Source organism: Paenibacillus sp. GXUN7292, from assembly GCF_050864975.1.
Lineage (GTDB): Bacteria > Bacillota > Bacilli > Paenibacillales > Paenibacillaceae > Pristimantibacillus.
On record NZ_JBOZWO010000011.1, the window covers coordinates 32,361 to 57,787 of the forward strand.

At 41.8% G+C, this 25,427-nt stretch carries 27 protein-coding genes and 1 other annotated feature; of the genes, 17 read left to right on the forward strand and 10 right to left on the reverse strand.

What is annotated here, in order from left to right; all coding sequences use genetic code 11:
- Positions 1-4 precede the first annotated feature (4 nt).
- The 7 genes from ACRRU2_RS11415 to ACRRU2_RS11445 all read left to right on the forward strand — a co-directional run bounded on the left by ACRRU2_RS11415 (position 5) and on the right by ACRRU2_RS11445 (position 6,914).
- Entirely contained in the window at positions 5-1,864 is a 1,860-nt protein-coding gene (locus ACRRU2_RS11415; protein ID WP_432501839.1) for a WD40 repeat domain-containing protein, read from the forward strand.
- A gap of 362 nt (positions 1,865-2,226) precedes the next feature.
- Entirely contained in the window at positions 2,227-2,733 is a 507-nt protein-coding gene (locus ACRRU2_RS11420; protein WP_432501657.1) for an RNA polymerase sigma factor, read from the forward strand.
- The gene (locus ACRRU2_RS11425; protein WP_432501659.1) at positions 2,723-3,751 is read left to right on the forward strand and encodes a hypothetical protein; all 1,029 of its coding nucleotides are present in this window, start codon (positions 2,723-2,725) and stop codon (positions 3,749-3,751) included. Before ACRRU2_RS11420 ends, ACRRU2_RS11425 begins: the two co-directional genes overlap by 11 nt.
- Positions 3,752-3,877: 126 nt before the next feature.
- On the forward strand, positions 3,878-4,339 hold the full coding sequence (locus ACRRU2_RS11430; protein ID WP_432501661.1) for a hypothetical protein: 462 nt from the start codon (positions 3,878-3,880) through the stop codon (positions 4,337-4,339).
- 12 nt (positions 4,340-4,351) lie between these two features.
- Positions 4,352-4,579 (forward strand) — a binding site (T-box leader).
- A gap of 85 nt (positions 4,580-4,664) precedes the next feature.
- The gene (locus ACRRU2_RS11435) at positions 4,665-5,471 is read left to right on the forward strand and encodes a class I SAM-dependent methyltransferase (RefSeq protein WP_432501663.1); all 807 of its coding nucleotides are present in this window, start codon (positions 4,665-4,667) and stop codon (positions 5,469-5,471) included.
- Positions 5,472-5,501: 30 nt separating this feature from the next.
- Positions 5,502-5,687: a DUF3934 family protein gene (locus tag ACRRU2_RS11440; protein WP_432501665.1), complete on the forward strand. Its 186-nt coding sequence runs from the start codon at positions 5,502-5,504 to the stop codon at positions 5,685-5,687.
- 147 nt (positions 5,688-5,834) lie between these two features.
- Positions 5,835-6,914, forward strand: a complete 1,080-nt coding sequence (locus ACRRU2_RS11445; RefSeq protein ID WP_331700533.1) for an AI-2E family transporter — start codon at positions 5,835-5,837, stop codon at positions 6,912-6,914.
- A 171-nt stretch (positions 6,915-7,085) separates the two neighbouring features.
- Here ACRRU2_RS11445 and ACRRU2_RS11450 read toward each other — a convergent pair whose 3' ends face one another.
- Positions 7,086-7,718 carry a cupin domain-containing protein gene (locus ACRRU2_RS11450; RefSeq protein WP_432501667.1) on the reverse strand — a complete coding sequence of 211 codons (633 nt, stop codon included), beginning with the start codon at positions 7,716-7,718 and terminating at the stop codon, positions 7,086-7,088.
- A 119-nt stretch (positions 7,719-7,837) separates the two neighbouring features.
- On the opposite strand from ACRRU2_RS11450, the gene ACRRU2_RS11455 reads away from it, so the two are divergent.
- A complete protein-coding gene (locus ACRRU2_RS11455; RefSeq protein ID WP_432501670.1) occupies positions 7,838-8,593 on the forward strand; it encodes a (S)-benzoin forming benzil reductase in 756 nt (251 codons plus the stop codon).
- Positions 8,594-8,848: 255 nt separating this feature from the next.
- Here ACRRU2_RS11455 and tet read toward each other — a convergent pair whose 3' ends face one another.
- Both tet and ACRRU2_RS11465 read right to left on the reverse strand, forming a co-directional pair.
- Positions 8,849-10,225, reverse strand: a complete 1,377-nt coding sequence (tet, locus tag ACRRU2_RS11460; protein WP_432501672.1) for a Tet(L)/Tet(K)/Tet(45) family tetracycline efflux MFS transporter — start codon at positions 10,223-10,225, stop codon at positions 8,849-8,851.
- 32 nt (positions 10,226-10,257) lie between these two features.
- Entirely contained in the window at positions 10,258-10,320 is a 63-nt protein-coding gene (locus ACRRU2_RS11465; protein ID WP_432501841.1) for a tetracycline resistance efflux system leader peptide, read from the reverse strand.
- A 167-nt stretch (positions 10,321-10,487) separates the two neighbouring features.
- Between ACRRU2_RS11465 and ACRRU2_RS11470 the strand changes: the two genes are divergently transcribed.
- The 6 genes from ACRRU2_RS11470 (at position 10,488) to ACRRU2_RS11495 (ending at position 16,103) form a co-directional block, all read left to right on the forward strand.
- Positions 10,488-11,177 carry a FadR/GntR family transcriptional regulator gene (locus ACRRU2_RS11470; protein WP_432501843.1) on the forward strand — a complete coding sequence of 230 codons (690 nt, stop codon included), beginning with the start codon at positions 10,488-10,490 and terminating at the stop codon, positions 11,175-11,177.
- On the forward strand, positions 11,178-12,395 hold the full coding sequence (locus tag ACRRU2_RS11475) for a CynX/NimT family MFS transporter (RefSeq protein ID WP_432501674.1): 1,218 nt from the start codon (positions 11,178-11,180) through the stop codon (positions 12,393-12,395).
- Between the two features lie 79 nt (positions 12,396-12,474).
- The gene (locus ACRRU2_RS11480; RefSeq protein ID WP_432501675.1) at positions 12,475-13,185 is read left to right on the forward strand and encodes an AAA family ATPase; all 711 of its coding nucleotides are present in this window, start codon (positions 12,475-12,477) and stop codon (positions 13,183-13,185) included.
- A gap of 477 nt (positions 13,186-13,662) precedes the next feature.
- Positions 13,663-14,295: a DNA-3-methyladenine glycosylase family protein gene (locus ACRRU2_RS11485; RefSeq protein ID WP_432501677.1), complete on the forward strand. Its 633-nt coding sequence runs from the start codon at positions 13,663-13,665 to the stop codon at positions 14,293-14,295.
- A gap of 137 nt (positions 14,296-14,432) precedes the next feature.
- Positions 14,433-15,656, forward strand: a complete 1,224-nt coding sequence (locus tag ACRRU2_RS11490) for a leucine-rich repeat domain-containing protein (RefSeq protein WP_432501679.1) — start codon at positions 14,433-14,435, stop codon at positions 15,654-15,656.
- A 99-nt stretch (positions 15,657-15,755) separates the two neighbouring features.
- Positions 15,756-16,103, forward strand: coding sequence for a hypothetical protein (locus tag ACRRU2_RS11495; protein WP_331700543.1), 348 nt, complete (start codon positions 15,756-15,758; stop codon positions 16,101-16,103).
- A 229-nt stretch (positions 16,104-16,332) separates the two neighbouring features.
- On the opposite strand, the gene ACRRU2_RS11500 is transcribed toward ACRRU2_RS11495, so the two are convergent.
- A complete protein-coding gene (locus ACRRU2_RS11500; RefSeq protein WP_432501681.1) occupies positions 16,333-16,632 on the reverse strand; it encodes a hypothetical protein in 300 nt (99 codons plus the stop codon).
- Between the two features lie 241 nt (positions 16,633-16,873).
- Here ACRRU2_RS11500 and ACRRU2_RS11505 point away from each other — a divergent pair, with 241 nt between their 5' ends.
- Positions 16,874-17,194: a YtxH domain-containing protein gene (locus tag ACRRU2_RS11505; RefSeq protein WP_331700545.1), complete on the forward strand. Its 321-nt coding sequence runs from the start codon at positions 16,874-16,876 to the stop codon at positions 17,192-17,194.
- A 1,322-nt stretch (positions 17,195-18,516) separates the two neighbouring features.
- Here ACRRU2_RS11505 and ACRRU2_RS11510 read toward each other — a convergent pair.
- The 3 genes from ACRRU2_RS11510 to ACRRU2_RS11520 are packed head-to-tail and all read right to left on the reverse strand — an operon-like array spanning position 18,517 to position 20,224.
- Positions 18,517-19,296: a sigma-70 family RNA polymerase sigma factor gene (locus ACRRU2_RS11510; protein ID WP_432501684.1), complete on the reverse strand. Its 780-nt coding sequence runs from the start codon at positions 19,294-19,296 to the stop codon at positions 18,517-18,519.
- Complete coding sequence (rsbW, locus tag ACRRU2_RS11515) at positions 19,293-19,736, reverse strand: anti-sigma B factor RsbW (protein WP_432501686.1); 444 nt, start codon at positions 19,734-19,736, stop codon at positions 19,293-19,295. Before rsbW ends, ACRRU2_RS11510 begins: the two co-directional genes overlap by 4 nt.
- Before the next feature lie 35 nt (positions 19,737-19,771).
- Positions 19,772-20,224, reverse strand: a complete 453-nt coding sequence (locus ACRRU2_RS11520; protein WP_432501689.1) for a DUF948 domain-containing protein — start codon at positions 20,222-20,224, stop codon at positions 19,772-19,774.
- Positions 20,225-20,351: 127 nt separating this feature from the next.
- Here ACRRU2_RS11520 and ACRRU2_RS11525 point away from each other — a divergent pair, with 127 nt between their 5' ends.
- Both ACRRU2_RS11525 and ACRRU2_RS11530 read left to right on the forward strand, forming a co-directional pair.
- A complete protein-coding gene (locus tag ACRRU2_RS11525; RefSeq protein WP_432501691.1) occupies positions 20,352-23,096 on the forward strand; it encodes a response regulator in 2,745 nt (914 codons plus the stop codon).
- Positions 23,097-23,104: 8 nt separating this feature from the next.
- Positions 23,105-23,920 carry a CheR family methyltransferase gene (locus tag ACRRU2_RS11530; protein ID WP_432501693.1) on the forward strand — a complete coding sequence of 272 codons (816 nt, stop codon included), beginning with the start codon at positions 23,105-23,107 and terminating at the stop codon, positions 23,918-23,920.
- A gap of 123 nt (positions 23,921-24,043) precedes the next feature.
- On the opposite strand, the gene ACRRU2_RS11535 is transcribed toward ACRRU2_RS11530, so the two are convergent.
- From ACRRU2_RS11535 to ACRRU2_RS11545, 3 genes are read right to left on the reverse strand one after another with little or no spacing between them, the layout of a single operon-like run.
- Positions 24,044-24,475, reverse strand: coding sequence for an ATP-binding protein (locus tag ACRRU2_RS11535; protein WP_432501695.1), 432 nt, complete (start codon positions 24,473-24,475; stop codon positions 24,044-24,046).
- Positions 24,476-24,477: 2 nt separating this feature from the next.
- Positions 24,478-24,804, reverse strand: a complete 327-nt coding sequence (locus ACRRU2_RS11540; RefSeq protein WP_331700552.1) for an STAS domain-containing protein — start codon at positions 24,802-24,804, stop codon at positions 24,478-24,480.
- 24 nt (positions 24,805-24,828) lie between these two features.
- On the reverse strand, positions 24,829-25,362 hold the full coding sequence (locus ACRRU2_RS11545) for a hypothetical protein (protein ID WP_432501697.1): 534 nt from the start codon (positions 25,360-25,362) through the stop codon (positions 24,829-24,831).
- Between the last annotated feature and the right edge of the window lie 65 nt (positions 25,363-25,427).

A 25,427-nucleotide genomic window follows, 5' to 3' on the forward strand; every position in this document is an offset into this window, starting at 1 on the left:
GAGTGTGCGTTATATCGGAGAACCCATTGAAGCTGTTTGCGTCTGGGCGGCAGCTTACGGTGGGGAACGCGGGCAAGAGAGGATCTATGCGGTCTCATCCAGCAAGCCGTGTGTTTTGCTTGTTATTGATCCTCATCGCGGTGCTTGTCTGGAGCGGTGGCCGCTTGACAGCGCAAGCCATAGCTGGGGTGTAGTTGCAACCGCCAGCGGCGTCTATATAACAGGCGACGGTAATCTATACCGTTATGTGCCAGAGCAAGGCGTAGTATGTCTGGGCACGATAATAAGCGGCGAATATTATACGTGGAGAATGGCTGCCGACTGCGATGGCAACGTGTATGGCGGCTGCTATCCCGGCGGAAAGGCGTTTCAATATAATCCTGTTACGGGACAATTCCGCGATTACGGAGCGGTGGTTGAAGGTGAACAATACGTGCGCTGTATGAAAGCTTGGGGCGGCAAGCTGTATATGGGCATTGGCACGCGCAGACCTTATCTAATTGAGATGGATACTGCAACCGGAGAAAAGCAGGAAATTCCTCTACCTCCAGCAGCGGCTGGAGAGCAGCTCGTGTACGATCTGGATATCGTTTATCCCAAGGTGATTATCCGGCTTACACCCTCCAACAATTTGCACGTTTATGATTTGGAGGAGCAAGCATGGGGCGATTGCATTGAAGGTTCGTCAGGGCTCGCTGTATCGCCCCCTGATGCTCGCGGCCGTATCTATTTCGTCAAAGACGGCTATCTTCATTCCTATCATCCGGATACACGCTGTCTTGAGCGGACAACAGTTCCGTTATCGGAGCCGGCCGCAGATTTCGGCTGGATCGAAAGAGACGACCCGCTTTGGCCGGGCGCCACTCTCATTTGTATAAACCGGGACGGAAGCTTTTATATGTACCATCCGGATACGGAACAGATGGTGACAGTAGATCCCAAACCGGCGGGACTTCCCGTGGCGATTCAATCGCTTGCTCAGGGGCCTGACGGCAGCATTTATGCCGGCGGTTATTTTGCTGGCGGGCTTGCCATTTATAATCCTGTTACTGAGCATTTGCGCATGTTCCGGCAAATCGGGCAAATAGAGAATATGATCGCCTATCAAGGCAAGCAGTATATGGGTGTTTATCCGAAAGCGAACATCTTTTGTTATGATCCCTCCATGCCTTGGGATAAAGGCAGCAACCCGGAGCTGCTGTTTTCACTGAGCCCGCACCGTCAAGATCGTCCTTTTGCGTTCGCGGCAGCCGGCGACCGGCTAGCCATCGGAACGGTTCCCGATTATGGACGCCTGGGAGGCGCATTAACCTTATATGACCCGAAGGGCGGGCAATATGCAGTCTATCCAAATGTGATTGACCGGCAAAGCATCGTGTCTCTTGCTTATCGCGATGGAATTATTTACGCCGGCAGCTCAATCTGGGGCGGGCTGGGTATAGCGCCGGAGCAGGACGAGGCCGTCCTGATGCTGTGGGATGTCCGCCAGGCGAAGATCCTCTGGCAAGGAGTTCCGATTGCAGGAGAAAAGGCAATTTCTGCATTAACCTTTGATGACAATGGAATGTTATGGGGATTAACCGCAGGCAGTTTGTTTCAGTTCGACCCGATGAAGCGTGAGGTTTGCCGCACCATCCCTTTGTTCCCATTCGATTGGGGAAGCATTAGTCATTATTGGCGCGGCGGTTATTTACGATACCGGGGCGATGGAAAGCTGATCGGCTCCACGTTGCAGAAATTGTTCACGTACGATATCGCAGAAGATCGATTGGATATACTGGATTCCGACGCTTTATTTCTTGCAGAAGACGGGAACGGGGATATTTATTTTGCCCGGGATACGAAGTTGTATAAATATGAATAATGCTAGAATCGTCCTTGAGTCTACAATAGACTAAGGGCGATTTTTTTTAGCGCGCCATTATGCTGGTCAGTCGTTCCGCTATTTTGCATAAAGTGCTCGATTTGAGGGGGAAGATTGACAGACGTTCCGTTATTCATTAAAAAGACGCTGAAAAACCTCATGTTAAAGGTGAATAACAGAACGAGTGACCGCAAAATTATAAAAAAGGTGATTTTAAGGCAAATAGCGGATCGTCTGACCATCAAACTTTGGAAATTAGTTAGTAAGGTGATATACCCTATTAATTATAATAAATTTTATAATTTAATCTTATATGAGATATTTTTAAATCGTCGGTCGTGTTATATGCAGGAGGCGAAAAAATGGATAACAATTCTTTATTGCGTACGGATAAAGAGTTGGCAGAACTATATCAACGGCATGTGGACTTAGTGTACAGGCAGTGCTATCTCTATTTAAAAAATACCGTTGATGCAGAAGACGCTGTTCAATCTGTATTTCTAAAACTAGTAAAATCTCAAATGATCTTTAATGACACCGAGCATGAAAAAGCTTGGCTCATCGTTACCACTCGAAATTATTGTAAAGATATCCTTAAAAACTGGTGGAAAACGCGCAGGGTAGATATAGAGGCTATACCTGAAGTTTCTGCTTGGATTGGCAATGCGTCTTCGGGGAAGGTGCTTTCCAGACTATTGTCACTCCCTGAAAAATACAAAACGGTGCTGTATCTTTATTATTTCGAAGAATATTCGGTAAAAGAAATATCAGACATGTTAGGACTGAAGGAAAGTACAATTCAAACACAGCTATTCAGAGGCCGCAAACGCCTCAAAATGGATTTGGGAGGGAATCTTCTTGAGCGATAAAAATATTAATCAGCTTTTTGAAGCTATTACGCCTAAAAACGAACAAAAAGAAAAAATGCTGCATCACATTTTGGAGCAAAGCACTAAAGAAAGTTCAAGGCACAGAGGGTTTACCCCTGTAAGGCGTTTAAGATTTTCGCTGCTCGCTGTTGTGCTGATGGTTTGTTTAACTTCAACGGCTTTTGCGGCAGTAACTATGGGATTAGATGAAGCTTTTAAAAAGTTTCTTAACCCTGTCAATCATGAGCAGGAGGAACACTTGGCAAATGGCGCATATGTCGTGAACAAAAAAGTGGCAAACAAAAATGGTGTGCTTACAATTAAGCAAGTTATCGGCGATAGTAATTTAACTTATATTTTAATGGACTTTACGGCTCCAAAGGGTACTGTCTTAGATGCTGCACGCTACCGTTTTCAATATCCCTCTATCGATGCTCTAGATTTTCACAGCTCTGGCTTTATGGTGCTGGATGATGGAAATCCTAATGACAATTCCATTAGCCTGGTTATGTCAATAATGACCAAAAAGTCAATGGCTGGTCAGATGGCCCGTTTTCAATTTACGGATTTACAAGCAGCGGATCCACTCCCTGGAGAGTTTAAAACCATTATACCGGATACATGGGAAACTGCTTTTAAGATGGATTTCAAGGAGTACTCTACTTTGCACCAGGTCAATCAAAAAATTAATATGTTTGGTTATGATGCTGTTTTAAAATCGATCTCTGTCTCACCGATTTCAATATCATTAAAGGTAGAGAGTGAAACATTTAAAGAAATTAACGAAGCCGCCGGCGAGTTTGTAGAGGTTAGAGAAAATGAACATTTAGATAACTACCCCATTACAATTAAGTATAAGGATGGATCATCGGAAACGACTACAATTTTTAACGGAATGCATTTGATCGAGTATGGGAATAGTCATATGTTAACGATCAAAACGTTTGAAAATGTGATCAATGATAAAGAAATCGCATCTATCGTCTTTTTTGATAAAGAGATTCCGATTCATAACTGAATGTATAGGATGTTGCCTTCTTACACGACTAGGCAGGATTCTTTGGCAGTCACTTTGAATAATAGAATAGATAATAACTTTAAGAAGCGTTTTTTAAAACAATCAAACTTTTGGGGGTACATCCATTTGGCAAAAAAATCATTTAACGAGAAACTGCATGATAGCAAAAATATGCCGGAGATTATTGAGGTTGCCGACATGAAAGCCATTGCAAGGTATGGCGGCACAAAGATGCTGATTGCTCCCCCTCTAGCCTATGACGAAATTATGAGAAGGGTGCCGGAAGGGCAGGTATTGACCTCGGTAGATATCCGGGATTATTTGGCGAGGAAACATGAAGCGGATTATACGTGTCCTCTTACTGCGGGTATCTTCATGAATATCGCTGCAAAAGCGTCCGAAGAGCGCGGGACGGATGAAACGCCTTACTGGAGAAGCTTGAAAAAAGACGGCGAGCTTAGTGAGAAATATCCTAGCGGAATCGATGGGCAGAAGCTGCGTCTGGAGGCAGAAGGCCATAACGTTATCCAAAAGGGCAAGCGGTACTTTGTAAAAGATTATTCGGAAAAGCGATTTGTTCTGGAATAAAATTCAATACGCTTAAACGCAATGATTGGGACTATTAAGGATTTACTATAGTTCAGAGAGCTGTCGTTTCGATGCGAGACAGCGGGTAGCTTCCCTAACTTACCCGTGAGCGATAAGACTGAAATGTAGTAGGTCTTAACGGTTGATCGCCGTAATTAGGTCTAAAGATAATTCGTTCATTTATCCAAATCAACGGGTTAATAAGAGTGGTACCGCGAAGGATAACCTATCGCCTCTTTGTAGGCGATAGGTTTTTTTTAATTATAAGGAGCCGTTATCCTTGGTTTTACACTAAAATAATAAACAATTGAGGAGGAGTAATCAGATGGAAAATATTATCGACTATTATTCAAAGTTCGACGAGTGGGGAAGACTGGACAGGGAGCCGCTGGAGTTTCTCATTAATTGGCATTACATCCAGCAATATTTGCCTCAACAGGGTCATGTATTCGATAATGGCGCAGGTCCCGGAAAATATGCAATGGAAATAGCGAAACAAGGATATCAAGTTACCCTTTCTGATTTAACTCCTCGATTAGTTGAAGTGGCTAGAGAGAAGGCAAGCGAACTGGGCTTAACCGAACAATTTAACGGTTTTCATGTATTGAATGCCGCAAATTTAGAAGGAATACCAGATGAAGCATTTGATGCCTCGCTTATGTTAGGGCCATTATATCATTTGCAAGAGGAAGCCCAGCGGATTCGTGCGGTTAAAGAATTGTTCCGCGTTACAAAGCAAGAAGGCATTATTTTTGCAGCATTTCAAACTAGGATGAAAATGACCATTACTTCTCTGCAATATCCACAGCACTGGAAGCCAAATGATAATATGGGTGCAATCCATGAGTTTCGCAATACGGGTAATTTTAATCACGCGGATGCTGGGCGGTTTACAGGCGCTTATTATTTTAACATTAATGATATTAAGCCTTTCATGGAGAAACATGGTTTCGAGACGATTGATTTAATTGGATCTTCTAGTATTGGCGGATTAATAAATAATGAACAAAGACAGTATTGGGAAGAAAAAGGCGAGTCTCAGATGATGTTGAATTTACTCATTGAATTAGCTAAGGACCCGTCGATTTTGGGCATCTCCTCTCATTTGTTGTATATCGGAAGAAGGAAATAGTAAAGAAGACTATATAATGGAGTGATCATTATGAGTAAAGCAAAAGGCGGTACAGGCAGAGGCACAGGGAAAAAGGGCTGGAATAGATGGCAGGCAGCCGAGAATAGAGCGAAAAATTCGCCAAAACCTTATAAAAGTAAAGGTACGAAGAAGCCGGATGGCACAGATCCAATTGGTAGTCAAAAACCGGCTAGATCCAGAAGCAAAGGAAACTAGCATATTGTAAAGTCGTGTAGTAAATAAGGGGGGGTATTCCATAAGTCATTAATAATGATTGCGGGTAGTCCCTTATTTCATTTTTTGAGGAATATTTGTTAGTATAGAATGTGAGCTAATAAAGTTGTGTAAATTGGAGTGTGCCTCTTGATCTCATTAAACAAATTAATCAAAATATGTATTGTAGTGCTCCTAATGCTAGGTATTATTTATTTGGGAACGCTTGTTGATTTTATTTTTAAGCCAATCATTTCATTGTTCAGTATTGTTATGATTCCGTTGATGCTAGCCTCATTTTTCTATTATTTATTACGCCCACTTGTGAACTGGATGGAGCGGAAGAAATTAAATAGAACGTTGGCTGTACTTATTATTTATTTAGCCGCAGCTATTATTTGCAGCATTTTTATTATTGGAGTTTACCCATCTTTGCGAACTCAGTTTCTCAGCTTTATCAATAGCGTGCCTCAATTGCTAGATACATTGAATAAGCAGTTGCAGAGTTTGGAACAGAACAAATTTATATCTGATATTTTTCCTGATGATATCAATCCGTTATCTAATTTGACTGATTATTTGAAACAAGGATTTTCAGTTGTTTCTTCATATTTAGCAGGAGTGTTTTCATTCCTTTCGGATTTTGCGCTCGTTCTATTTACCTTCCCTATTATTCTTTTTTACATGTTAAAGGAAGGCAATAAATTTGGTGATAAAATTGTTAGCTTTATGCCCAAAAGATTTCATGAGGACGGCAAGAAAGTCGTTCAAGATATCGATTCATCGTTTAGTGGATTCATTGTAGGGAGAGTTGTTGTCAATCTTGCACTCGGCGTTTTAATGTATTTGGGATTCCTAATTATTGGATTGCCTTACGCTCTATTACTTACAGTGGTAGCTGTCATTATGAACTTTGTCCCTTTTATTGGAGCTATTTTGTCCGCTATACCGATTGTGATCATTGGCTTGATTGAATCTCCCTCAGTTGCCATTTGGTCGTTAGTTGTTATTTTGGCTGCACAGCAGATTCAGGATAATATTATCTCGCCGTGGATTTTTGGAAAACAGTTGGATATCCACCCCCTCACCACCATTTTATTGGTCTTGGTCGGCAATGACGTATTTGGCATCGTAGGTGTAATTATCATCATACCTGTATATATGATGATCAAAATTGTAGTTGTAAAGCTATACGATCTCTTCTTTAAGCAGAAGTGGGAGGAGGCTTGAGGAATTATCCATTGAGCGTTTGACTTCGCAGTAATACCCGGATGGGCGAAAAGTGCAATTGAAGCCGTTCGCAAGCAGGGCAGCAAAGGCGATAAATCTGATTTCAAGTAGTCGTTTGAAATCAAGATTGTCGCCTTTTGTTATTCGCCCCATCTAAGGCAGTTGTCGAATTTATCTATAACCCCAGTAGGGTCGATACTGCGCCGTATAAGGCATTTGATAGTGTTGAATGTATGGATGCTGGTATTGCATATGCTGTGTAGAAGGGTTTTGATCGCAGTTTGCATAAGGACCGATATACGTGGTTGGTTGAACCGGTGCAATAGCTTCTTTCCATTTATTTTCATCCATGCAGTAGGTATGTGCCATAATATTTGCAGGGGTAAAATATAAAATGTCCGAGCCCAAAACCACCTCAGGTGTAGGCGCATTAAAAATAGCAAGCAGATGAGTGTTATCAGCAGTAGCTATTTCATAATGCCACCAGCCTTGGGGTACATTAGCCACTTGGCCTGGGGTAATAGAATAACTCATAATTTTTTTCGTAAAAGGGTTCAGCATGGATACCGTTGCCGCCCCAGAAATACAATAAACAAGCTCAGCAGCATTTTGGTGATAGTGCGGCTCTACAATATTGTTCGTGCTAAGAAATATATCCAGCAGCGAAACATTATCTAATGTATTTAATTGTTCAACACCTAAAACATTAATGTAGTTTTGGTTATCTTTTTTGAACAAGGGGCTTGTATTTAAGTCGAAAGCGTATTGGGTTGATGGAGATGTGTAATCAAGATACAAAGTCATAAATGAATTCTCCTCTTTGCATAGGAACGTTTATAGGCATTTATATGCATGTATAAGTCGTTTGGTGTTCTCGGCAAGGGGAATCAAGCTAGTTAAAATCGTATATTAGAGGTGATTAAATGAAATTCTACATCATTACAGGCACATCGAGAGGAATTGGGGAAGCGCTAGCCACACAATTACTAAGTGAATCACATCATATATTTTGCATTTCAAGAACAATTAATCAAGAGCTAATTGATCTAGCTACTGAAAAAAATAATAAATTGAGCTACCTCCCGTTCGATTTAAATCATTTAAATAGAATAGAGCAGCTATTTGAAGAGATTTTTAAAACTATAAAACATCAGTCATCCCAAGTTGAGGCAATTTATTTGATAAATAATGCTGGAATGCTATCTCCGGTCGCACCAATTGAGCGCAATCATGCAGATCTCATTATTGAAAATGTACAAATTAATTTGCTGGCTCCAATGATTATGACCTCCAATTTTATAAAGCGTACGCAAGAGATGAACATCGACAAACGCATCATGAATATATCATCAGCCTCAGCAAAATATTTACTGCCATCGCAAAGCTGTTACAGTACATCAAAGGCAGGTTTGGATTCATTCTCCAAGAGTGTGAAGTTAGAACAAATGAACAAGGCATACCCTGTTCGGATTGTTTCTGTATACCCTGGAATGATAGATACACAGATGCAAGCAGAGATTCGTTCCACGGACAGTGATCATTTCCCGCATGTAGAACAATTTATTCAGATCGCGAAAGAAGGAAAGCTGCAAACACCTGAATATACAGCAAAAAAATTAATTGATATTTTACTAGATCAACAGTTTGGTCAAACCGCACTTATTGAAGAGCTGCAGTAAGAAATAATGCGTAAAAGAGGCACCATGAGCAATATACTGAATAAATACAGCTATTGGTTCATGATGCCTATTTGCTTTGTTTCTATTTAGTTTATAAGGCTCTCAACGATATCGGAACATAACGAATACGAAGTCGCTGGCATCGAACCTTTTTTGTTTAACGATACAAGTTCTTGACCAGAGCTGAGGACAAGAACTCGCATTGTTTTCCAAAATAGAAAAGAACGTGGTTACTTAGCGTATTAGGTGAGTTTTTTAGACATTTCTCTGAGTACGCTTATATAGCTTCAAGGTGACTAACCAGCTAACGATAATGATTCCCGAAAAAAGCAAAAGCATATTACTATATAAATAAGTGCGTGGTTCCGTTAATGTAGGTAACAGCCTGCTATCGAATAAACGTACAGATATTAGTCCACTGACAATCGCAATACCTGCTCCCTCTGATAAAAAGCTTGTAAAATTAAGCAAGCTCATGCCAGCACCAGCTTCATTTTGTTTCAAACTGGCTGACACTATTGTAGATATAACTGTTTTTGTAAATGAAAGCCCTCCAAAAACAAAAACTAATATAATCGTCATGAGCCAGGGTGTCTCTTCCACAAAAAAGGCAGCGATAATAAAGCTGATAAAAAGAAATGCAGCCCCCATGGTTAGTACATACGAAGAACCTTTCTTATCAACAAGTATTCCTCCAATGTAACCAAAGATGATGACACTCATTGTTCCCGGAAAAATAATTCCAATTCCAATTGCTGCAGTGCTAAATTGATAAATATCTTTCATCATATAAGGGACCATGGAGATAAATCCTGCTACAGTACCGAATATAAGTCCTCCACAAATGATTCCAATCATAAATGAAATGTTTTTACCTAGCGCAGGATCTACAAAAGGATCTGCTGCTTTCCTAATATGTTTTACAAATATCAGGAAAGATAAAATACTAATGACAAGAAAAGATATGCTATACGATGTTGAAAACAGCATAAAAAATACAATGCCAGCTGACATGAAAATAATACCTGCAATATCAAAGTGAGCTCTTTTTCCTTCTTCCTTTTCCAACAGTTTTGTAAGAAATGGTACAGTGATAATGGTTACAGTTGGAATTAGCAGCAAGTACGACCAATGGATATAATGGGCAACTGCTCCGCCGATAGCTGGTCCAACGCCTTCTCCCATAGCTATTATCGATCCAATGAGACCAAATGCTCTACCCCTGTTTTCTTTTGGAATATAGCGGGCAACAACAACCATCACGAGTGCTGGAAATGCGGCTGCACCAATCCCTTGAATAAACCGTGCCAGAATAAGTAAGGAAAAGAAAGAGTGTCCTACAAACCCAATTATCGATCCAAGGCAATTTACTATAATCCCGAATAGGAGCAGCTTTTTGATGCCCATATGATCTGACAACTTTCCATATACAGCTGTTCCAACGGAAAAGGATAACATAAAAGCTGTGTTCACCCAGTTTGTACTTGCGGGCAGTTTATCAAAATCATTGGCGATATCAGGTAATGAGACGTTTAAAACCATCTCATTTAGTACACTGAAAAAAGATAGAACACAAAGCCAAATTAAAATTTGGTTGTGCCGCAAAGTTGATTGTGAATAAGATGTATTCACAAATTACCCTCCAATTATGAAGGTAACGTAGTTTATAGGGTCATTGATACGCTTCCCTCTTTTAATTGTACCCTGTTAAAAGTAATGCACTTCATCATTAACTCCTCCTAAGTATGATTAATTTAGTTTAACATTTTATACCATGTTCTCCAAGGAATAAAACCGTTATGATTCACCCGTAGCGTCATTACTTAGGGTTTTCAATATTTTTATAGTGTGCTATAATTACTTTCATCAAATCATCCTATGTTTGGAGGTTTATATAATGCTTCAAAAAATTAGAAATCTATCCCTTGTGGATCAAGTCATTATACAAATTGAATCATTGATCGAATCGGGAAAATGGCCAGTAGGAAAGAAAATTCCGCCGGAGCCTGATTTGGTCCAAGATTTGGAGGTAAGCCGCAATACATTGCGTGAAGGAATTAGAGCATTATGTCATGCAGGAGTATTGTCGACCAAGCAGGGTGATGGCACTTATGTTATTTCGAACAGCACTTTGGGAGCTGCTATTCAACGACGTGTTCAAAAATCCAGCTTGCTGGAAACACTGGAAGTAAGAAATGCTCTCGAACAAGAGGCTGCCAAGCTGTCGGCTGCAAGAAGAACAAATGATGATGTGGAAAAAATGCAATTTTATCTGGATGCGTGTAACTCGTTTAGCTCAAGCGGGGATTTAGAAAAATATGTGGATGCAGATTTCAAGCTGCATCAGGCTATAGTGGAATCGACAGGCAACCGGATATTAATTGATTTATACACACATATTACAGAAGCTATTCAGCATTCGATTAAAGTGATACTAATAGAACAATTTGCTGCAGGTCTGCCGAAAAATATGCACGGACAGCTAATAAATGCAATTATTTCGCAGGATACAGAGTTGGCAGCCAAAATTGTAGATCAATCCATAAATGAAATAAAACGAGTAATAGAGATGGAGGAAGTGTAAATGGAGCTCGAACAACAGAAATCCAACTCAAAAATGAAGGGCTCACAAGCTGCAGGTGCTTTGCTGATTTTAGGAGTGATATTAATTGCGGCGAATTTACGGGCTCCTTTAACTTCCGTTGGACCTTTAATAGGAATGATAAGAGATGATTTGGGTATATCGAATACATTAATCGGATTAATTACGACCCTTCCTTTAATTGCATTTGCTGTGCTGTCGCCGCTTGCGCCAAGAATGGCTCGCAGATTCGGAATGTCCTCTGTTCTATTTGGATCGCTGCTTCTGCTGGTCATCGGAATTGCAATTCGTTCAGCATGGAGTATCGGCGCATTGATGATCGGTACGGTCATTTTAGGTCTTGCTATATCGATCTGCAATGTATTGATGCCAAGTCTGATTAAAGAAAAGTATCCTTTGAAAATAGGAATAATGATCGGCGTATATTCGGTTGCCATGAATCTTAGCGGCGCTATTGCATCTGGCATCAGTGCTCCGCTTGCCAATCAAGCAGGATTTGGCTGGAAGGGAGCTCTTGGTCTATGGGGTCTTTTAGCTTTTGTTGCTCTTCTTTTTTGGATTCCCCAGCTAAGACGACAGCCGCAAAAATTGCAGACAGCCGGGCATAACAATAAGCGCACAAATTTATGGAAGTCCTCATTAGCCTGGCAGGTGACTATATTTATGGGCCTGCAATCCATGCTGTTTTATGTTGTAGTTTCTTGGCTTCCGGATATTCTTAAAATACAAGGATTAAGTACGGATTTCGCAGGCTGGCTGCTGTCTATTATGCAGCTCGCATTACTTCCAGTTACCTTTATAGTGCCGATATTGGCTGGGCGAATGAAAAATCAAATTCCGCTTATGCTCCTGACGTCTCTTTTTTTCCTCATTGGCATTGGGGGATTGCTTTCTGGAAATGATATGGTTCTTTTGTGGGTCATTTTAATAGGGATTGGCTCAGGCTGCTCATTTAGTCTTGCGATGATTTTATTTGGTCTGCGAACTAGAAATGCACAAGACGCCGCCGAGTTATCTGGGATGGCTCAATCAGTAGGTTATCTTTTGGCTGCATTAGGACCTATATTATTCGGTTATTTGCACGATTTGACTAATGGATGGAATGTACCGCTTATCGCATTGCTTGTCATAGTCATTTTTATGCTGATTACAGGTGTTGCAGCAGGCCGTAATCGATTGATCGGAGTAGAAAACGCATAATAACTGCACGATCAGCTTCCATTGTATAGAGATATGTCCTATCCTTATAGAAGAGAAAGTCTTTAGTGGAGGTGCTTATATGTATTTGCGCAGCCTTGAAATTTTCAATAAAACGGGCTCTAACGATTATCCATTTAGCATTCCAGCTCTAAAAAATATGACATCTCTTGCGTTTAAGACGAATGTTACGTTCTTTGTTGGCGAGAACGGCTCAGGCAAATCGACGATTCTTGAGGCTATCGCTTATCAATGCGGATTTAATACGGCAGGAGGCAGTAGACATAATCAATATGAGGTGGATGCTTCTCATTCTATATTGGGAGAATATATGCGGCTTTCTTGGCTGCCCAAAATTACGAACGGTTTTTTTATGAGAGCTGAAACCTTTTATCAATTTGCCTCTCATGTGGACTCTTTGCCACCTGGGGAAAGCTTACATTATTACGGTGGACGATCCTTGCATAAGCAGTCGCATGGTGAAGCTTTTCTTTCACTTTTCAATCATCGTTTTGGAAATAGAGCAATTTATTTGCTGGACGAGCCCGAAGCGGCTTTATCGCCAGCCAGACAGTTGGCATTATTGCGGATTATTAAGGATTTGGAGGATGAAGCACAGTTTATTATTGCGACGCATTCTCCGATATTGCTCGGCTATCCAAAGGCGCAAATATTGAATTTTGACGCGCAGCACGTGCAGGAAATTAAATATGAGGAAACCTTGCATTATATCGTAACCAGACGTTTTCTTGAAAATAGGGAAAAGGTATTGGAAGAGCTGTTTAATGATTAGTGAAGAGACTTTGTTCAGAATTCGTTTCTGAATGAGGTCTCTTTTTATAATAGGACGGCGGAGCCGTTTATTTGTTTCCAATGTTGCGGTCATTGATGACCGTTAGCGCTTATTTTCGCCAACTTCCACTTTCTAGCGGACAGAAATGTCCGTTAGCGGGAAAAAAGCTAGAGAATTCGACGAAATTTTCTTCTAATGGTCATAAGTGTCCGCATATGCAACAAAAAGATTGTTTTTTGGTTCTAACGGCCATTTATGACCGCAATGCAAAATAGCGGTGCATCGTTTGTTCTTTACATATGATGACGCAAGTTAGGTCGCCGACAGGTGTTTTTATTTTGCGACTGACTGCCTTGTCTGCCTTCTTGACCTTTCACTTTCGCAATCTTGCTATCTTAATTCGGGATTACTACTTACGTTGGGTTATGAGTTATAGTAACGATAAGAAGATTAGCTTGCTTGTTGGGAGGGTATCAAATGGAGGCATACCGGGGCACCGTTAATACGAAATGGTTTGACTATGGGCAAACAGAAATTGATTACTTGAGCAGCGCGGATGAGACGCTGGGAGAAGCGATGCGGCGGATGGGCAAAATAGAGCGCGTCGTCATGCCAGATTTATTCACGGCAATCGTATACGCGATTGTGGGCCAGCTTATTTCGGTTAAGGCTGTGGATACGATATGGGAGAGAATGCAGGCCAGATTAGGTGAAATTACACCGAGCAATATCCTAAGGAAAAATGAAGTAGATATCCAAGCATGCGGTATGACGATGAAAAAGGCTATTTATATTAAAAATATCGCCCAAACTGTTGCTCACGACGGTTTTCAGCTAGAAGAGCTGCATGAATTGCCGGATGAAGAAGTCATTAAGAAGCTTACGGCTTTAAGCGGGGTTGGTAAATGGACAGCCGAGATGCTATTGATGAACGGGATGGAGCGGCCGGATGTTGTCAGCTGGGGAGATATCGCAATTCGGAGAGGTATGATGAAGCTGTATGGCCTAAGCACTCTTGATAAAGAACAGTTTGAATATTACCGACAGAAATATTCGCCTTACGGATCGGTCGCTTCTATTTATTTGTGGGCGATTTCGTTTGAAACGTAAGCTCCAGAGATACAATTTGAGTCCATTTTCCCAAAAACACCCATACAAGCAGGTCATAAGACCACTGCACATCTATAGCGTTAATATTTATAATAAAGAAAAGTTAACCTCGTTAATACTGCCCGAAGGAGAATTTTATGAATATTACGGAGGCTTTTGCTGATGAGCAGTTTAAAGCATATGTATTAGAAAAATTTTGTGGAAATCGTGAATCCATTCAAAAGAGTGATGTAGAACAAGTAGTATCCCTGCAGCTCGCATATCATAAGTTTTCCAGTCTAAAAGGAATTGAGTATTTCACAGCTCTTGAGGAGTTGGATTGCTCCTGTAATCATTTAGCAGAGCTCGATTTCAGCAACAATCCGAATCTGAAATTGTTAAATTGTACGCGCAATAAATTAACTGCGTTAAATACGAGTCATAATCTGCAATTGGAATATTTGAGCTGCGGAAATAACGAGCTGACTCATTTGGATGTGTCCAATCATGTAAAGCTAAAAGCTCTGGATTGCGGTTTTAATCGAATTCGGGATTTGGATATCAGCCGCAATGCAAGGCTTACTAAGCTGGAATGCTGCTGGAACCTGATCTCCACTTTGCAGCTTGAACATAATTTGGAATTAGCAGAGCTGAATTGCGGCTATAACGCCATTTTCGATTTGCAATTGAGCCCGAACAAAAAGTTGACCCGTCTTGATTGCGGGAGTAACTATTTGATTAACCTTGATATAAAAGGCTGCACAAACCTGGTCGAATTACGCTGCAATAATAACCATCTTACACGCTTGGATGTTACCGGCAATCCCGTTCTGGAAAGCTTGCGATGCTTCAACAATCATATTAAAGCTCTGGATATAAGCCGTAATGCGGATTTGGACGAGCTGTACTGCTCTGAAAATAAAATCTCCAAGCTGGACATCACTAACAATCGCAAGCTGGAACGTCTGGACTATGCTAATAATCTTATCGTTGAGCCGGATTATACGATAAAGGGAGTAGGTACGTTTCAGTATGATGTTTCGCTAACGTACTATCAATTAACTCTCCATTTTAAAGAGCATGAGATTTCTGTAACAGTGGATGTTCCCAGCCAATCAGCGATCAAGCAATTATCTTCAACTATTAAAAAAGCGTGGGACCGCTTGGAAGAATTACAACAAAGAGCACTCGATTTGATTGCCGAAATCCATCCAGACGAGGATGTGTCGGAGCTTACTATGACAGAGCTTCAATTTGCACAAGATGGTACCTTTCAATTAGGCTATGATGCGGGCGATACTCCAGCCGGACATCTGTATATCTATGCAGGATTTAATAAAAAACTTGAGCTGAACAAAAATCTGGTTTATGAAACCTATTAGCATTGAACAGATTTTGACGTGATGTTTTACAAAGTTGTCCTACAAAGCTGTCCTAATCCGGTTTCTGCGGCATATGCTGTAGAAAGGAGCGTGAGATGGGTGGACAAGACTTTAAAGCAGTATTATCAATTGAAGCAAAAGCAAAAAGAAATAGAGCAGGAGCTGCTGGGACTGCGCAATGAAATTTTGGACTATTGTACGCAGCAAAATGTATCCCAGCTGGAGGCTGGCAGCTACAAGGCCAAGCTCGTTCATCAGGAGCGCAAGGAGTATGATGATAATAAGCTTTATGAGGCACTGCCTGAGCCAAGTGTCTGGCGGCTGCTGTCAAAAGCGGATTCTTCCAAGGTCGCGAGTCTTATTAAGCTGAATGTCATTTCGGAGCAAGCGATTAAAGATACATACGCCATCAAAAATATTACATTGCTGCAAGTCGATAAAAAATAAATGCCGCTAACTGGGCGTTAAAAACAAAGAAGCATTGCGAGCGGATTAATCTGCTTGCAATGCTTCTTATTTAAAATATAGGAAAGTATAAGTTTTCACCTTATACCTATTCCTATATTTCACCGAGAAACGGCACATCCTTAGCCAAGAACGCGCAGCGTTTCTTCTTGTCCATATAAGAGTCTGTCGTCATTATAAAACTGTCGGGAGAGTGTCGTTATGAAAGGGATTAAGCATGTTTCCAGTTTGTGCTTTTTCCTGATTTTGAGCAGGCGGGGAAAGTCTCTCCAATGCTCAGGTTTATTTTCTCACCATCAGGATCAGTATATTGACCGGCTTCCGTTACTCTATCACCTGTTTTGTGCTGATGGTCGGAATGTCGCCAGGAAGTTTCATTCCCTGTCCTTGGACATACGGGAAATTTATCGCCTCTCTGCAGCTCGCGCTTCACGCCAGCTTCGCATACGTAGCTGCCGCTTTCCATTACCTCTTCATTCGTTCGGTGCAAATCCGTTGCTGTTGTTCTCACGTGCAGTCAATCCTTTCTGTCTTAGATTAGTGAGCTGTTCTGTAAGCTGAATAGCCACTTGCTTATATATACCCGGCTGGTTCTTAGTTGAAACAGGATAGGTTGCCTTTCAAATTAAAGACCATCGTTTTAAAGACCATCGTTGATGTTTCAAATCTGCTGCATGTGGTTATTAGTAGATACGGAGCTTGTTTCAAAGTAAGCAGATTGTAATCTATTGAAGGTAAAGGAGAGAATTCATATGCCAAATGAAAAAAGCAGTGGACTTTTGTTAGGAACCGTTATTGGAGGAACAGTTGGCGTAATAGCCACATTATTGCTAGCACCCAAATCGGGAGCCAAGATGCGCGAGGACCTCTCTAATAAGTATCAAACGCTTTGCAGCAAGGCCAAGGATATAGTATCCTCTGTAGGCGACACTACTAAAAATATTGCTGGAAGCGTAAAGGAAGAAGCAGTCAGCCTTGCGAAGCATGCGAAGGAGTCGAACCAGAACATTAAAGAATCGATTAGCAGCTCGACGGATGAGATGAAGGACAGGCTGGCATCGTCGGACAAATAACAAGTCATTAATTAGATAGAGTATAAAAAGGTTAGTAGGGGAGCTGCCCAATGGGCAGCTCTTTTAACTGTATTTTATGCATCTAGATCTAAGGAATTTTGCTTTTTTCCCAATCTAAAGGGAAAAACTGCACTTAGATTTCATGCATTTGAGCGATATCGCCTTATTCCGTAAATCTAGATACATGAAATGCATTTAGATTAAATGATTCGACCAAAAAGGCAAATCTAGGTGCATGAAATGCATTTAGTATGAAATGAAAATTGTAGTTTGCCCCATCAGTCGCCCAAATGTTACCCTGCTGTTCCAAACCACCACACGCCAGAATGTTGCTATCGCTGTTACAGACCACCACCACCTAAATGTAGCTACCTCTGTTACAAACCACCACCCGCCAGAATGTTGCTATCGCTGTTACAGACCACCACCACCTAAATGTAGCTACCTCTGTTACAAACCACCACCCACCATTACGCAGCTCCCAGTTCTAACGAATGCTGAGTGCGCTAAAAGGCTCAAAAAGCTTGTTTCAAAAATCTAACGAAGCTACAAAGCCTTATTTGGTCAAAAGGAGCAACTAAACCGGTGTTTATTTACACATAGCGCATCTAATGAGACTGTCGATTAATTGTGGGCAACTATTGATAAGCAATGAGAAAGGGGAAACGGAGAGCAAGAATGGGAATGGAGAAGCGGCAGCGTCCGCCTTTGTAGGCTAATTTTTACCTTTACAGGGGTTATTTATTCATAAAAATTAGACTACAACAGCGGTCGGAATCCCAATCTTGATCGCAGTGATACCCCTTTCTATTGCTTGTTGCAACTATCCACAATTAATCGACAGTCTCCTAATCTTCGTTAGAAAATAAAAACAGCCAATTTAGGCCAAATAACGTCATGAGGATTCGTTAGAACGAAGGATGCCGGACGGACAGTCGCAATTGGATGATAAAAAGGACAACGATACTCTCTAAAGAGCATGCGCTGTCCTTTTTATGTTTGTGTGAATATATGCAAAAAGTGGATAATCTAGTGTGGGTGAGTGTCCAAGCTTTATTAGCAACTACAGCAACTCTATCAATTATATCAAACATAGTAATTATAGTAACTACATCAACTTAGCAACTCTGACGAGGGTGTCGATTAATTGTGGGAAGAGCAAGATTGGGAATGGGGAAGCAGCAGCGTCCGCCTTTGTAGGCCAATTTAACCCTTTACAGGGGTTATTTCATCAAAAAAATGGGACTACAACAGCGGTCGGAATTCCAATCTTGATCGTAGTAACATCCCTTTCGTTTGCTTATTGCCCTATCCACAATTGATCAAGGCTTAGGATCGGATGAGTTCGCGGTCAATATTCGCTTCAGCTTCTCGATGGCGCGCTTTTGAATACGCGATACGCTCATTTGAGAAATGCCGAGCAGCTCGGCAATGCTGCGCTGAGGCTGATCATTATGATAAACAAGTGTAAGCACCTGTCGTTCTTCTTCCTTAAGCTGCTTCATCGCTTCTTCCAGATCGAGGCGATTTTCTAATGCCTTGTAATCATCGGCCTGCGAATCGATTAAATCGCCAATAGTAGCACTGTCATTGTCGGTGGACAATGGTGTGTCCAGTGATACATATTGATAGGAATCGCGCGAGGATAAAATCTCAATCGTTTCTTCAACAGAAAGCTCCATGTACTGGGCAATTTCCTCCATGCTTGGGGAACGCTGAAGGATCATAGTGAGATGGTCAATTGCTTTTTGAATAAGCAGACCTTTTTCCTTCATGCGGCGCGGCACTTGAATATACCATGATTTATCGCGCAGGTAGTTTTTCAGATAGCCGATAAGACTCTTCATCGCGTAGCCCTCAAAGGGTGTTTCACGATCCAGATCATATTGCATAAATAGCTTCAGCATGGACAGCTGGGCAACCTGATACAGATCTTCATATAAATCGGGCCGATTACGGGACATATTGACCGCGGCCATCCGGATTAGCGGCTTATAATGCAGCAGCAGTTCAGTTGCAATCTCATTGCATTCTTTTTGTTTATAAAGAGCGATCATATTCAATACTTGTTCTTGACTCAGGGAAGAGGAGTTATTATTCATGCGAGTTCCTCATTTCCACCCAATCTTTTTGCTAGTACAATTTCTGTCCCTGGGCCTGTGTGAATTTCTACATGATCCATTAAAGCTTGCATCATATAAATGCCAAGTCCTCCTGGAGAAATATTTTCAAGCTTATGATTATGCAGTGGAACGGGAGGCTTCATCTGCTTGTCATACTCAAAGCTGCTTCCGTAATCTCTGATTTTGATATATATGCTGTCTATGTCCAGTTCAAATGTTATCTCGATTATCCCGTCGTGCTGATGCTCGTAAGCATGCAGCACAACATTCGTGCAAGCCTCGGATACAGCTACTTTCATATCCTCAATATCCTCATAGGAGAAGCCGGCTTTGCTGGCAATGCTGTATACAGCTAGTCTGACCGTATCGATATATTCTGCTTGTGCGGGTATAGTCAAATGAATATGAGGCTTTGTCATTTGGCGTATTCCTCCTTATGTAATACTATTATAAGCTAAATTCGCTTCATTTTTTTCCAAAGCTGCAGGCCCGAAATAATTCCATCGATAACCATGTTGGAAACAGGCTGCTGTTTCTCAGTATTAGGCTCGCTGCTTCTTTTGGTTGGAGCTGGTTTACGTTCAATAGCCGCGGCAAGCTGGGCAGCAGAGGTTTTGGCGATGCTCGTAAAGGTTTGCACGGCTTGCCCAATATCATTAACTGCTGTAAATACAATATTTAAGGAGCTTAATTTATGCTTTATGTCGATAGCCATTTCATTCGTATGCTGAATCGTTTCTTTCATATCATCAGAGATTCGAGACACATCGCTGCGCACCTCTCCGATCGTCAGCCGCATTTCTTCTATTGCTGATTTCAACACCTTCATCGTTTGTATAATGGAGTACATAAGAATAATAAAAGCTATAGCGATCACTAATATACCAATCTGCATGAGCAAATCCATAACGTCACTTCCTCTTTTTAGAATACTTACCCTGCTTCGGCGGACTTGAAACAACACGCACATTGTTTTCGTTAATGTTATAATTAGTCTATTCGATTTCATAGAACAAGTAGGAAAGGAGATTCGAATGCTGAAAGATATGCGATTTAATATTCGAATGAAAATTGCCATTGGCTATATTTTAGTCATTTGCTGTTTGAGCGTTTCTATCGTTATTGTAACGGACAGAATTACGGCCCTGCAGCATGAAGTACAGGACATTACAACTAGCGATATTGAGATTCATAACTTGCTGGCTTCTATTCGAAATTCTACTTTAAGTATGGAAACGGGCCTTAGAGGTTATCTTTTAACAGGTGATGAAGCGTATTTGGACTCATACGAAAGCGGGAAATCGCAATGGGAAGCCAAATATAACAGTTTATCCCCGTTTGTGTCCAAGGATTTGGCGACGAAGAGCGAGCTGGAAGAAATCAAGCTGTTTATTCAGTCCTGGGTGGAAAAGACCGCAGAGCCGGCCATTTTGCTAAAACAGAACAATAAGCTGGACGAGCTTAGTCAATTTTATAAAATGGATGTCGGCAATATGGATGATTTGAAAGGCAAGTTTGAAGCGCTGCATGCCAAGGAAATGCAATCCACGAAGTCTCATGTCAACGATCTTGCCAACCGCAACCGTTTAATTACAATCGGTATTTATGCCATGCTGCTGGCTATTACTATTATTGGCTTCTCTATTGTTACAATTGTATCAGGATCAATCGTTAAAACGATTAAACAGGTTGCTAAAACGATTACAGATATCGCATCGGTCAAGGGAGATGTGAAGACAAGAATTAAAGTGAATTCGAAGGATGAAATAAGAGATTTGGGCGAAGCCACCAATGAGCTCCTAACGAGCTTGGAGTCGAAAAACTGGATTCAAACGAAGGTGGCAGAAATTGCGACAATGAGCCAAGGCATTAACGATGTAACAGCATTGGCTAAAACATTTTTGTCCAAGGTAGCGCCAATGGTTCAAGCTTCATACGGTGTTTTTTACATTCGAAAAGAGTCCAATAAAGGGCTTAAATTAGTCAATATCGCTTCTTATGCCGGTGATGACGACAATATCGGCAAGCAAGCTTTCAATATGGGGGAAGGCTTAATCGGGCAAAGCGCGCAGGAAAATCGCGTGTTTTTATTGAATGGGCCGCAGGAGCATCCAGCTGTTATTACAACAGCGCTTGGAAAAATTGAGCCTCAGAGCATTCTGATTATTCCGATCCAGTATGAAAATAAAATTGAAGCCGTGGTGGAATTCGCTTCTCTGCAGCCCTTTACCTCACAGCATTTGAAGCTGCTGGAAGAAATCGAGGTTGATTTTGGCATTGCGATCAACAATGTCGTTGGCCGTATGGAAGTGGAGCGTCTGCTGCGGGAGTCGCAGGTGCTTACCCAGGAGCTGCAGTCACAAACGGAAGAGCTGCAATCCCAATCCGAAGAGCTGCAAATGCAGCAAGAGGAAATGAGAATGACGACCGAGCATCTGGAGCAGCAAAATTTATTTGCCGAACAGAAGACGAGAGAGCTGGAAAGGGTAAAAGAGGAGCTGGTAGAGTATTCCGCGAAGCTGAAGCAAAGCTCCCAATATAAAACGAACTTTTTGGCCAATATGTCGCATGAGCTGCGCACGCCTCTCAACAGCATTTTAATATTGTCGCAATTGCTGGCTGATAATGAGAACAGCACCTTAAACCCGGATGAGGTCGGTTATGCTTCAGTCATTCATTCTTCGGGCCAGGATTTGCTGAAGCTGATTGACGAAATTTTAGATTTATCCAAGATTGAAGCGGGCAAGCTTATCGTTACGATAGATGAAGTCAATTTGACAGAGCTGCCTGAAGTCATTAAGTATACCTTTCAGCCTGTTGCCGAAAGCAAAGGGATCGAATTCAATATTATAAGCAGCGATAAGCTTCCTCAAACGTGGCAGACCGATGGGCAAAGGCTCGAGCAAATATTGAAAAATCTGCTATCCAACGCCTTTAAATTTATTAAACAGGGCTCAGTAGAACTTTCTATTGAGCTAGCAGATCAAGCTGCTGTGGAGCAGCAATTGCCGATGTTCAGCGGTGAGCAGGTGCTTAAGATATCCGTGCGCGATACAGGTATCGGCATACCGCTTGATAAGCAGCAGCTCATCTTTGAAGCGTTCCAGCAGGTGGACGGTGAGACGAACCGGCAATATGGCGGAACCGGGCTCGGGTTATCGATATGCAGCGAATTTTCGAAGCTGTTAGGCGGTAAGATTGTACTGGAAAGCAAGCCTGACGAAGGCAGCACCTTTACTTTGTTTTTGCCAAGCTTGGACACAAGCCTTTTAGAGCATTTGACAAAAAGCAGAGAAGAAGCGGCAGCGGCGGCATTTACGGATACAGCCGAGGTTATTGTCGCCAGCAAGCCTCCGGTTTCTGATGAGCATCAAGCAGCCGGCGATGCTGCTGAAATGTCAGAGTTTGCAAACAAAAGAATTTTAATCGCGGAAGATGATGAACGCAATGTATTTGCTCTGGTTAAAGCGCTTGAGAAGGAAGGGCTGCAGGTAACCGTAGCGGGCAACGGAAATGAATGCATGGAAATTTTGCGGGATAATGGCGAGTTTGACCTTATTTTAATGGATATTATGATGCCGATTATGGATGGCTTTGAAACGATCAAAGCGATTCGCAAGGATGAGGAGCTTCAAGCGATTCCAATTATAGCATTGACTGCAAAAGCAATGAAAAGCGACCGCGACCGATGCTTGGAGGCAGGCGCATCCGATTATATAAGCAAGCCTATACAGATGGATCGGCTGCTGTCCCTAATGCGTGTCTGGCTGACAAAGTAGGTGATACAATGACCAATCTGGAAAATATCGAAATCGATCTGCTGCTTGAAGGCATTTATCAGGCGTACGGCTATGACTTTCGCAATTATTTACGCTCTTCTTTAACGAGAAGAATTCATTACCGCATGCAGAAGGAAGAACTGACGACCGTGACGCAGCTGCTTGAAAAAGTGCTTCATGAGCCCGGCTTTATTGCGACGCTTGTGAATGACTTGTCCATCTGTGTAACAGAGATGTTCCGTGATCCTTTCTTCTTTAAGGCTATAAGGGAAAAGGTTATTCCAAACATTTGCGACTTGCCCGAAATAAGAATTTGGCATGCCGGGTGCTCCACTGGCGAGGAAGCCTATTCAATGGCGATTTTGCTGCATGAGGAGGGCCTGCTGCATAAAGCTAAAATTTATGCAACGGATATGAATGAGCAGGTCATTGATTATGCCAAGTCAGGCTCGATTTCGTTAAAGCGGATGCAGGCTTTTACAAAAAATTATTTGCAGGCAGGGGGAAAAGAGGAGTTTTCCTCCTATTACAAAACCGATCAGAAGTATGCAATTATTCATCCGGAAATCATTAACAGAATCGTTTTTGCCCAGCATAATTTGGCGACGGACAGCACCTTTAACGAATTTCACATCATTTTGTGCAGAAATGTATTAATTTATTTTAATGCCACTTTGCAGCAGCGCGTGCATCAGTTATTGTATGCCAGTCTGGCGCCTGCAGGTTTTCTGGCGTTAGGTCAAATGGAAGCGATGAATGGTTCTCTTAAAGTAAAATATGAGGAAGCCGATCCTTGTCAAAAAATATTTTGCAAGCGCTCCTAAGCGCAGCAGGAAAAGGGTGCTCTCCTGCCATCAGTCGATGGCTGGAGAGCACCCTATATTGTACGTCCTTCGTTTAAGCGAAGGACGGCGGAGCCGTTATCCTTGTGCAGCTTGCGAAAGTGGCTATTCAGTCTGCTTTTTTGTTTTCATTAAAGTAACTACGGTCGTTTGGTCCTTCGTTTCAACAGCAACCTCATCCATTAAAGCCTGCATAAGAAAGATGCCCAATCCGCCTACTGGCAAGTCGCGGATGCTTCCTTCCTGCAGCGGAGCCGCCTTGACTAGCGCTTCATCATGCGGAAATGCCGGTCCTTTGTTAGTCACCTTAATAGTTAAGCTTGTATCGGAGGGCTGAAAGCGAATATCAATGCTGTTGTCAGCGAGCTCTGGCGAGCCATGAAGAACAGCATTGTTGCATGCCTCCGAGACGGCCACCTTCATATCCTCGATTTCCTCATAGGTGAAGCTTAGCTTGGAAGCGATGCTGTATAAGCATACTCGAACAATATCAATATAATCAGCGCGGCAAGGAATTTGCAGACGAATATCTTTCATATTTAAGCTTCGGTCCTTTCTGTTAAATATCCAGATATGCCTGTTAAATGGAATAGCCGCTTAATCGATGGCGGGATGTCCTGCACGATAAAAGGGGCATGCAAGCCGTCGCGAATTTTGAGAATGGACACGATAATGCCAATCCCGGTACTGTCAATATAGGTTAGATTTTTCAGGTTCAATATTAAAGCTTTGTCCTCCTGCTTGACGATCGGCCCTAATGCGGCCCGGAATTGCTGCACAACTGCAAGGTCCAGATCGCCGCTGACATGCAAAACGTAGGCTGTGTCTGTTTCTTCTTGTCTGATTTGAAATGGATAAACTGACATTCGCTTCACTCCGGTCTTTATAATTTACGTTGATGCAATATGATAATAGGCTATAGATTCTAGCTCTTTGGTGTTCGGATTAATAAATAGCTTTAGCAGAGCATCCTTCCGCTGAAATACGAGCCCGTCCTCCGCTTCGAAGTCTGGCTTGCCTAAAACGTTTGTAAGGTCTTTTATGGTGACCGGCACTTCCAATTGATCCAAGTATACAGTGCCTGCTGCTTCTGTATTTATTTCAATATACTCAATAGCATCCTCATTAAAAATAACGGTCATATCCGCATATTCATAGCTCGTGTACTCCTGTAAGTAAGGATCGGAGGCTATTCGATCCGGAATGCCCTTTTTTTCCAATAAGCTAAAAACGTCGTCGTATAGTGAAATATCATTAATTGTGCTTAACGTTATTGGCTGCATTTCTGTCTGATTGACAGGCATTGATGCCAGCATGGCGGTACTGCTTGCAGCCTGATCGGCCGCTCCGGGAGACATGCTGTATGATGGGCTCGGCATGAATATAGCATTTAACAGATAACCGATTATTACAATAATCTCCATGTCATCCTACCTCCTGTTACAATATCCGTTTATTAGTTATATTTAAACCAAATAGAACGGTTTGA

Coding starts and splice junctions, on each gene's coding strand:
- ACRRU2_RS11420 (WP_432501657.1), top strand. CDS start 2,227: ATGGATAACAATTCTTTATTGCGTACGGATAAAGAGTTGGCAGAACTA.
- ACRRU2_RS11435 (WP_432501663.1), top strand. CDS start 4,665: ATGGAAAATATTATCGACTATTATTCAAAGTTCGACGAGTGGGGAAGA.
- ACRRU2_RS11440 (WP_432501665.1), top strand. CDS start 5,502: ATGAGTAAAGCAAAAGGCGGTACAGGCAGAGGCACAGGGAAAAAGGGC.
- ACRRU2_RS11450 (WP_432501667.1), bottom strand. CDS start 7,718: ATGACTTTGTATCTTGATTACACATCTCCATCAACCCAATACGCTTTC.
- ACRRU2_RS11455 (WP_432501670.1), top strand. CDS start 7,838: ATGAAATTCTACATCATTACAGGCACATCGAGAGGAATTGGGGAAGCG.
- ACRRU2_RS11475 (WP_432501674.1), top strand. CDS start 11,178: ATGGAGCTCGAACAACAGAAATCCAACTCAAAAATGAAGGGCTCACAA.
- ACRRU2_RS11480 (WP_432501675.1), top strand. CDS start 12,475: ATGTATTTGCGCAGCCTTGAAATTTTCAATAAAACGGGCTCTAACGAT.
- ACRRU2_RS11485 (WP_432501677.1), top strand. CDS start 13,663: ATGGAGGCATACCGGGGCACCGTTAATACGAAATGGTTTGACTATGGG.
- ACRRU2_RS11490 (WP_432501679.1), top strand. CDS start 14,433: ATGAATATTACGGAGGCTTTTGCTGATGAGCAGTTTAAAGCATATGTA.
- ACRRU2_RS11505 (WP_331700545.1), top strand. CDS start 16,874: ATGCCAAATGAAAAAAGCAGTGGACTTTTGTTAGGAACCGTTATTGGA.
- ACRRU2_RS11510 (WP_432501684.1), bottom strand. CDS start 19,296: ATGAATAATAACTCCTCTTCCCTGAGTCAAGAACAAGTATTGAATATG.
- rsbW (WP_432501686.1), bottom strand. CDS start 19,736: ATGACAAAGCCTCATATTCATTTGACTATACCCGCACAAGCAGAATAT.
- ACRRU2_RS11520 (WP_432501689.1), bottom strand. CDS start 20,224: ATGGATTTGCTCATGCAGATTGGTATATTAGTGATCGCTATAGCTTTT.
- ACRRU2_RS11525 (WP_432501691.1), top strand. CDS start 20,352: ATGCTGAAAGATATGCGATTTAATATTCGAATGAAAATTGCCATTGGC.
- ACRRU2_RS11530 (WP_432501693.1), top strand. CDS start 23,105: ATGACCAATCTGGAAAATATCGAAATCGATCTGCTGCTTGAAGGCATT.
- ACRRU2_RS11535 (WP_432501695.1), bottom strand. CDS start 24,475: ATGAAAGATATTCGTCTGCAAATTCCTTGCCGCGCTGATTATATTGAT.
- ACRRU2_RS11540 (WP_331700552.1), bottom strand. CDS start 24,804: ATGTCAGTTTATCCATTTCAAATCAGACAAGAAGAAACAGACACAGCC.
- ACRRU2_RS11545 (WP_432501697.1), bottom strand. CDS start 25,362: ATGGAGATTATTGTAATAATCGGTTATCTGTTAAATGCTATATTCATG.